The organism is Bradyrhizobium sp. P5_C11_2 (assembly GCF_054049755.1).
Genome location: NZ_JBFULT010000365.1, coordinates 1 through 7640, shown reverse-complemented (window position 1 = coordinate 7640; position 7640 = coordinate 1). Strand labels below are relative to the sequence as shown.

General features: G+C 67.3%; 7 protein-coding genes. 5 read left to right on the top strand and 2 right to left on the bottom strand.

The features are described from left to right. From rfaE2 to ACXJL8_RS27645, 5 genes are all read left to right on the top strand, one after another. Positions 1-584: D-glycero-beta-D-manno-heptose 1-phosphate adenylyltransferase (rfaE2, locus tag ACXJL8_RS27665; RefSeq protein WP_456685935.1), on the top strand; the 584-nt coding region annotated here is incomplete at its 5' end. Then, a complete protein-coding gene (locus ACXJL8_RS27660; RefSeq protein ID WP_456685934.1) occupies positions 581-1867 on the top strand; it encodes an O-antigen ligase family protein in 1287 nt (428 codons plus the stop codon). The genes rfaE2 and ACXJL8_RS27660, both read left to right, overlap by 4 nt. A 111-nt stretch (positions 1868-1978) precedes the next feature. Next, positions 1979-3892: an SDR family NAD(P)-dependent oxidoreductase gene (locus ACXJL8_RS27655; RefSeq protein ID WP_456620997.1), complete on the top strand. Its 1914-nt coding sequence runs from the start codon at positions 1979-1981 to the stop codon at positions 3890-3892. 2 nt (positions 3893-3894) lie between these two features. Then, a complete protein-coding gene (locus tag ACXJL8_RS27650) occupies positions 3895-5115 on the top strand; it encodes a glycosyltransferase family 4 protein (RefSeq protein WP_456685933.1) in 1221 nt (406 codons plus the stop codon). Beyond that, a complete protein-coding gene (locus ACXJL8_RS27645; RefSeq protein WP_456620988.1) occupies positions 5112-6059 on the top strand; it encodes an NAD-dependent epimerase/dehydratase family protein in 948 nt (315 codons plus the stop codon). Before ACXJL8_RS27650 ends, ACXJL8_RS27645 begins: the two co-directional genes overlap by 4 nt. Here the strand turns inward: ACXJL8_RS27645 and ACXJL8_RS27640 are convergent. Both ACXJL8_RS27640 and ACXJL8_RS27635 read right to left on the bottom strand, forming a co-directional pair. Beyond that, positions 6047-7057 carry an MraY family glycosyltransferase gene (locus ACXJL8_RS27640; RefSeq protein ID WP_456620989.1) on the bottom strand — a complete coding sequence of 337 codons (1011 nt, stop codon included), beginning with the start codon at positions 7055-7057 and terminating at the stop codon, positions 6047-6049. The genes ACXJL8_RS27645 and ACXJL8_RS27640 overlap by 13 nt on opposite strands. Beyond that, on the bottom strand, positions 7054-7640 hold a 587-nt coding region (locus ACXJL8_RS27635; RefSeq protein WP_456685932.1), incomplete at its 5' end, for a lysylphosphatidylglycerol synthase domain-containing protein. The genes ACXJL8_RS27640 and ACXJL8_RS27635, both read right to left, overlap by 4 nt.

The following is a 7640-nucleotide window of genomic DNA, read 5'->3' as shown; positions in this document are numbered from 1 at the left end:
TCGCCAATGCGGCGGCCGCGGTCGCCGTCGGCAAGCAGGGCACGGCCAGCGTGACCGCTGCCGAGTTGCGGCGAAAGATCCTGCCGCATGCCTATCTCGCGGCCGAAGAGAAGATCGTGCTCGAGGCCGGCGCGCTCGAAGCGCAGCTCGCCGAATGGCGCCGGCAGGGCTTGCGGGTCGGTTTCACCAATGGCTGCTTCGACATCCTGCATCCCGGCCACGTCAAGGTGCTGACCGCGGCGCGCGGTGCCTGCGATCGCCTGATCGTGGGCCTCAACAGCGACGCCTCGGTGCGGCGGCTGAAGGGCGCGGACCGTCCGGTCCAGGACGAGCGCGCGCGCGCCGAGGTGCTGGCGGCGCTCGAAGCCGTCGATCTCGTCGTCATCTTCGAGGAGGACACGCCGATCGACCTGATCACCCGGATCAAGCCCAGCGCACTGGTGAAGGGCGGCGACTACACCCGCGAGCAGGTGGTCGGCCACGAGGTCGTGGAGGCCGCGGGCGGCACGGTCGTGCTGGTCGACATTCTCCAGGGGTTCAGCACGACGGCGCTGGTCCATCGCGCCCGGGGAGGGGACAAGTGACGGCAATCGCCCGGGAAACCACCGGCGCGATGCTGTGGCGGCGCATGCGCAGTCCTACGGCCTGGGGCGAGGCGGTCGATATCTTCGCGGTGCTGACCGCGGCCTCGCTGCCGTGGTCGACCTCGCTCGCAGGGATCTTCAACGCCCTGTTGCTGGTCTGCATGGTGCCGTTCCTCGACGTCGGCGCCTTCCTGCGATCGCTGACGCGTCCGATCTGCCTGGCGCCGATCGCCCTGGTCCTGCTCGCGCTGGTGGGGACGCTGTGGTCGGACGCGGCCTGGGGCGCGCGCGTTTATGCGCTCAATCCGACCATCAAGCTGCTCGTCCTTCCCGTCCTGCTCTACCATTTCGCGCGCTCGCCGCGCGGACACTGGGTGTTCATCGCCTTCCTGGTGTCCTGCGCGCTGTTGTCGGTGATGTCCTGGCTGGTCGCCTTCTATCCCAACTTGACGTTGAAGCCGGACCACCTCGAGCGCGGCATCTTCGTCAAGAACTACATCGACCAGAGCCAGGAATTCACGCTGTGCGCGGTCGMGCTCGCCTATCCAATCGTGCTGCTGCTGCGCGAGAAGCGCTACTGGTTCGCGGGGGTGCTCACGGCGCTGGCGCTGAGCTTCTTCGTCAACATGGTCTTCGTGGTGGTATCCCGCACCGCGCTCGTCACCGTTCCGATCATGTTCGGCGTGTTCGCGCTGCTTCATCTGAGATGGCGCAGCATCGCGATCATCGCCGCCGTTCTGCTCGCGGGTGCCGTTCTCGCCTGGCAGGCCTCGCCGCAATTGCGCAAGACCGCCGACACCTTTGCCAGCGACTACACGCGCTACATGGAGAAGGGCGAGCCGAGCTCGCTTGGCCTGCGACTCGAATTCTGGCGGAAATCCCTCGGCTTCTTCGTGGAGGCGCCGATCATCGGGCATGGCACCGGCGCAACGCGCGGATTGTTCGAGCGGGTCGCGACGCCCGGCGGCCAATATCAGGCCTCCAGCGAGGTGATCGGCAATCCGCATAACCAGACGCTGAACGTCGCCGTGCAATGGGGCGCCATCGGCATCGTCGTTCTCTACGCGATCTGGATCCTGCATCTCCTCTTGTACCGCGGCGACGGACTTGCCAATTGGGTGGGCCTCCTGGTCGTGGTCCAGAACGTCTTCACCTCGCTGTTCAACTCCCATCTGTTCGACTTCCACGAGGGCTGGATGTACGTCATCGGCGTCGGCGTTGCCGGCGGCATGGTGATCCGGGCACAACAGGCCAGRCCGAAGACGGGGGAAGCCGGTTCCTGAACGGCCGCGCGGCCGGCCAGTCTTATGGCAAGTCTTGTGCTGGCAGTTCTTGCCGAGATGGGCTATCAGCGCGATCAGGTTGCACTCAATCGGATATTCATCGGTCGGCGGATGACGCGTCTTTCGCATCTCACCTTGCGCAATTTCCTGATCGCGCTCCACGACCTCCTGGCGACCACGGCGGCGTTGTTCGCCGCCTTCTATCTGCGTTTCGAGGGCGGCGACGGCTTCTACGACCGGTTGCCACTGCTGTTCCAGATCCTGCCCTACTTCCTCGCCTTCGCCGTGGTCGTATTCTTCGTCTTCAACCTGACCACGACGAAATGGCGCTTCATCTCGCTGCCCGACGCGCTGAACATCATTCGCGTCGCGACCGTGCTGACGGTTGCGCTGCTCGCGCTCGACTACATCTTCGTCGCCCCCAACGTCCGCGGTGCCTTCTTCCTCGGCAAGGTGACGATCGTCCTCTACTGGTTCCTCGAAATCTCCTTTCTCAGCGCGGCGCGCATGACCTATCGCTACTTCCGCTATACGCGGGTGCGGCGCCACGCCAGGACCGAGGATGCAGCGCCGACGCTGCTGATCGGCCGTGCCGCGGATGCCGAGGTGCTCTTGCGCGGCATCGAGAGCGGGGCGATCAAGCGTATCTGGCCGATCGGCGTGCTGTCGCCGTCGAGCTCCGATCGCGGCCAGCTGATCCGCAACGTGCCGGTGCTGGGCGGCATCGACGACATCGAGGATGTCATCGCCGACTTCGCCAAGCGCAACAAGCCGATTGCGCGCCTCATCATGACGCCGTCGGCGTTCGAGCCGGAGGCGCACCCGGAATCGATCCTGATGCGGGCACGCAAGCTGGGCGTGATCGTCAATCGCATGCCGTCGCTCGAGAGTGGCGATACGCCGCGGCTGACCGCTGTCGCAGTCGAGGATCTCCTGCTGCGGCCGAGCGAGACGATCGACTATGCGCGCCTCGAAGCCCTGATCAAGGGCAAGGCGGTGATCGTCACCGGCGGCGGCGGCTCGATCGGGTCCGAGATCTGCGAGCGCATCGTCGCCTTCGGTGCCGCGCGCCTCCTGATCCTGGAGAATTCCGAGCCGGCGCTCTACGCGGTCACGGAAGCGCTCACGGCGGATGGCACGGAAGCCGCGATCGAGGGGCGGATCGCCGACATCCGCGACCGCGAGCGCATGATGCGACTGATGGCCGAGTTCAAGCCCGACATCGTATTCCATGCCGCGGCCCTCAAGCACGTGCCGATCCTCGAGCGCGACTGGAGCGAGGGGGTCAAGACCAACATCTTCGGTTCGATCAACGTCGCCGATGCCGCGCTCAGTGCCGGCGCCGAAGCCATGGTGATGATCTCGACCGACAAGGCGATCGAGCCGGTGTCGATGCTCGGCCTGACCAAGCGCTTCGCGGAGATGTATTGCCAGGCGCTCGATCACGATCTTGCGGCAGGCAGCGGCGGCGGCAAGCCGCCGATGCGCCTGATCTCGGTCCGGTTCGGCAATGTGCTGGCGTCGAACGGCTCGGTGGTGCCGAAGTTCAAGGCCCAGATCGAGGCCGGCGGCCCGGTGACGGTCACGCATCCCGACATGGTCCGCTACTTCATGACCATCCGCGAGGCCTGCGACCTCGTGATCACGGCAGCGACGCACGCGCTCGGAACGGTGCGTTCGGACGTGTCGGTCTACGTCCTCAACATGGGCCAGCCGGTCAAGATCGTCGATCTCGCCGAACGCATGATCCGCCTGTCCGGCCTTCAGCCCGGCTACGACATCGAGATCGTGTTCACGGGCATGCGGCCGGGCGAGCGCCTGCACGAGATCCTGTTCGCCTCCGAGGAGCCGACCCGCGAGATCGGTGTTGCCGGCATCATGGCCGCGCAGCCGAACGAGCCGCCGATGCAGACCCTGCGCAAATGGATCACGGCGCTGGAGCAGGCGATCGCGCGGGACGATCGCGCCACCATCAGGACCATCCTGAAGGATGCGGTCCCGGAATTCGGATCGACCGCGGCCTGACCATGCAGCCTCCCGGCAAGATCGTCGTTGCGAGCCAGCATTATCCACCGGATCCGAGCACGACGGCGGCGATCATGGCCGAGATCGCCTGCCGCCTCGCCACGGGGCACGAGGTCGTCGTGCTGTCGGGCTCACCCGGCGCGTTGCCGGCGTCGCAGACCGGCCCGGGCAAGCCGCGCATCGTCGCCATCAAGAACCGCATGACCGGCAAGGCGGCGCTGGTGCGGCGCGGCGCGGCCGAACTGCTGTTCGCGGCGCGCACGTTCCTGGCGTTGATAYGGGAGCTCCGGCCCGGCGACGTCGTGGTCACCGTCACCGCGCCGTTCATGCTGCCTTACGCGGTCGCGGCGGCCGCAAGGCTGAAGCGCGCCCGCTCGGCGCTGATCCTGCACGACCTCTTCCCGGACGTGCTCGTGACGGCGGGGATTCTGAAGCCCGGTTCGATCGTGACCCGGACGATGCGGGCCGCCAACGCCTTGATGTTCCGCGCGCTCAATGCCGTCATCACCATCGGCCGCGACGCGGAACGGCCGCTGCTGAGCTATCGGGGCATGACGCGGAACAAGATCCGCTTCATCCCGAACTGGGCGACGCTGGTGCCCGGGCCGCGGCCGGTGACAGCGGACAATCCGTTTCGCAAGGCGCTGGCGGCCCGCTTCGTCGTCGGCCTGTCCGGCAATCTCGGTTTCACCCATGATCCGGAGATCGTGTTCGAGGCGGCGCGCCTGCTGAAGGACGAGGGCGACATTCACTTCCTGCTGTCCGGCTGGGGCATCGGCTTCGACCGGTTGAAGCAGTTGCAGGCGGCTATGAGCCTGCCCAATGTTTCCTTCGTGGCGCGCGTCGAGGATGCGGAGCTCGAGGCGTTCCTGACCGCTGCCGACCTCTGGATCATTCCGTACCGAAAGGACGTTGCCGGGGTGTCGGTGCCGAGCCGGTTCTATAATCTGCTGGCGGTCGGCCGTCCGGTCGTGCTGGTCTCCGAGCCGGAAGCCGAGGCCGCGCTGACGGTGGTGGAAAACGGGCTCGGCTGGGTCGTGCCGCCGGGCCGTGCCGATCGGCTGGCCGAGGCGATCCGTACGGCGTCCGTGTCCTGCGACGGCGCCATGGCCGAGCGCGCGGTGAAGGCGGCGTCGAAATTCGATCGCGTCACCGCGATGAACGCCTATGCCGCCCTGGTCGACGAATTGTTGCGCAACCCCGAATTGGCGGAGCAACGATGAGCGAACGAAAACCGGTCGTGCTGGTGACGGGAGCGAGCGGCTTCGTCGGCCGTCATGTCGTGCCTGCGCTGGCGCGGGAGGGATGGTCGGTCCGCCGCGCGGTGCGCAGTCCGGAGGGCATCGGTGAGGAGGTCGTCATTGAAGCGATCGGCCCCGAGACCGATTGGCAGGCCGCGCTCGATGGCGTCGACGCCGTGGTCCATCTCGCCGCCCGGGTGCATCACAAGCACGAGGAGCATGCGGTCCAGCTCTACCGCAACGTCAACATCGCCGGCACGCTGCACCTGGCGCGCAGCGCGGCGACGGCCGGTGTGCGCCAGTTCATCTTCGTCAGCACGGTCCTCGTGCATGGCCGCAGCAACGAGGGCCGTGCGCCGTTCAGCGAGGACGACATCCTGACGCCGCGCGGCCTCTATGGCATGTCCAAGGCGGCGGCCGAGGCGGGCTTGAGGACGCTGGCGCGCGGCACCGACATGAAGATCTCGGTGATCAGGCCGCCGCTGGTCTATGGTGCGGGAGCCAAGGGCAATTTTGCGCTGCTGACGCGTGCGGTGAATCTGGGCCTGCCGCTGCCCTTTGCCGCGATCCGCAATCACCGCGCCTTCCTCGCGGTGCAGAACCTGTCGTCGTTCATCCTGCGCCGGCTCGCCCATCCCGACCCCGCCAGCAATTTCGAGATCTTTCTGGTGGCCGACAGGGAGCAGGTCTCGACGCCCGAATTCATCGAGCGCCTGGCCAAGGCATCCGGCAAGAGCCCGCGGTTGTTCGGCTTGCCGCCGGAGCTGCTCGGCACGCTGCTTGGCGTGATGGGCCGGCGCGATACCCATGACAGCCTGATCGGCTCGCTCGAGCTCAACGTCTCCAAGGCGCTGGCGACCGGGTGGCAGCCGGAGGTCACCCTCGACGAGGGCTTGCGGCTCGCACTGTCGGCTCAGGACACCTGAGGGCGCGAGAACCGCCGCAGCACGAAGCCGACCGCGATCGCGCCTGCCAGCAGCGCGAGCATCGTGACCGCCATCGACCCGGCGCGAATGGTGACGATGGCGAGCAGCGCAAGCCCGAGATTGAGCGCGAACACCTCGCCGATCACGCGGGGTACGGTGAAACCGTTATCGGTGGCGCGCTGGTAGAAATGCGTGCGGTGCGCCGACCAGAATTGTTCGCGCCGCGCGATGCGACGGAGCAGCGTGATGGTGGAATCCGCGAGATAGTAAGCGGGCAGCAGCAGCGCTGCGGCCGGCTGTCCGTGCCAGGCGAGCTCCAGCAGGCACCAGCCGAGCAGGAGGCCGATCGGCAGGCTGCCGACGTCGCCCAGGAACACCTTTGCGGCCGGCCGGTTGAACGGCGCAAAGCCGAGCATGGCGCCGCACAGCGTCGCGGCGATGAGGACGGCCGGCCAGGACAGTTCGCCGAGCCATCCCAGCAGCAGGAGCGCCGCGGAGACCGGCACCACTTCGGCCACCGTCATCAGGTCGAGCCCGTCCATGAAGTTGACGAGGTTCACGAACCAGACGCCCGCGAGCAGGATGAGGCCGCGCTCCAGCCCCAGCGGCAGGGCCGGGACGACGCGCGCGGTCTCGGGCGAGGTGAACACCACCGCACCGACGGCAGCAGCTTGCAGCGCGAGTCGCACCAGCACCGGCAGCGACATGATGTCGTCGGCAAATCCGACCAGCGCGATGAGCACCGTCGCGCCCACCAGCGCCGGCGGGATCGCGACGCCGGCCCAGGCCGCCCAGATCGAAGCAACCAGCAGCGTCGCTGATATCACCGCGATGCCCGCGCCCTGCGGGGTCGGGATGCGATGCGAGGATCGCGCATTCGGCCGCGCCAGCGCGTAGCGCTGCAGCAGGGGACGGCTGGTCCAGGTGATGAGGGCCGAAATCAGCGCGGCGATCGCGACGGCAAGCAGCGACGGTGCGACGGCGGCGGCCGAACTCACTCCGGCACCCCGAGCGGCGCCGACCCTTGCGCGGCTTTCTCGGCGCTGAGGATCCAGACCAGTCCGCCGATCGCGCCGACGATGAAGAACACGGCGCCGAACAGCAGCGAGACGTTGACGCCCTCGTGCACGGCAAGTCCCGCGAAGCCGAACGCCAGGCCCATGGTGGCTTCACGCACGCCCCAGCCGGCGATCGAGATCGGCATCATCGTGATCAGCATCACCGGCGGTACCAGCAGGAAGACGTCGCCGAAGCTGACCGGGGCGGCGATCGACTGCACCACGCACCAGGCGACGACGACGGCCAGCACATGCACGATCAGCGACAGGATCGCGACGGCCGGCCCGCGCGAGCGGCTGAAGATCACGCGGTTCGCGATCACGGCACAGGCGTGGATGTGATGCGTGGCCCACCAGGTCTTCAGCCAGGGCCATTTCAGCGCGCCGAACACCAGGAAGCCGAGGCCGCCCGCGAGTGCCGCAAGATCGATCAGCAGCAGCGCCGAGCGCCCGTGCGGATCGGTGATGAGGCTGTAGCTCCAAGGCAGGCTCGCGACGATGATGATCGCAAGCGCAATCAAGC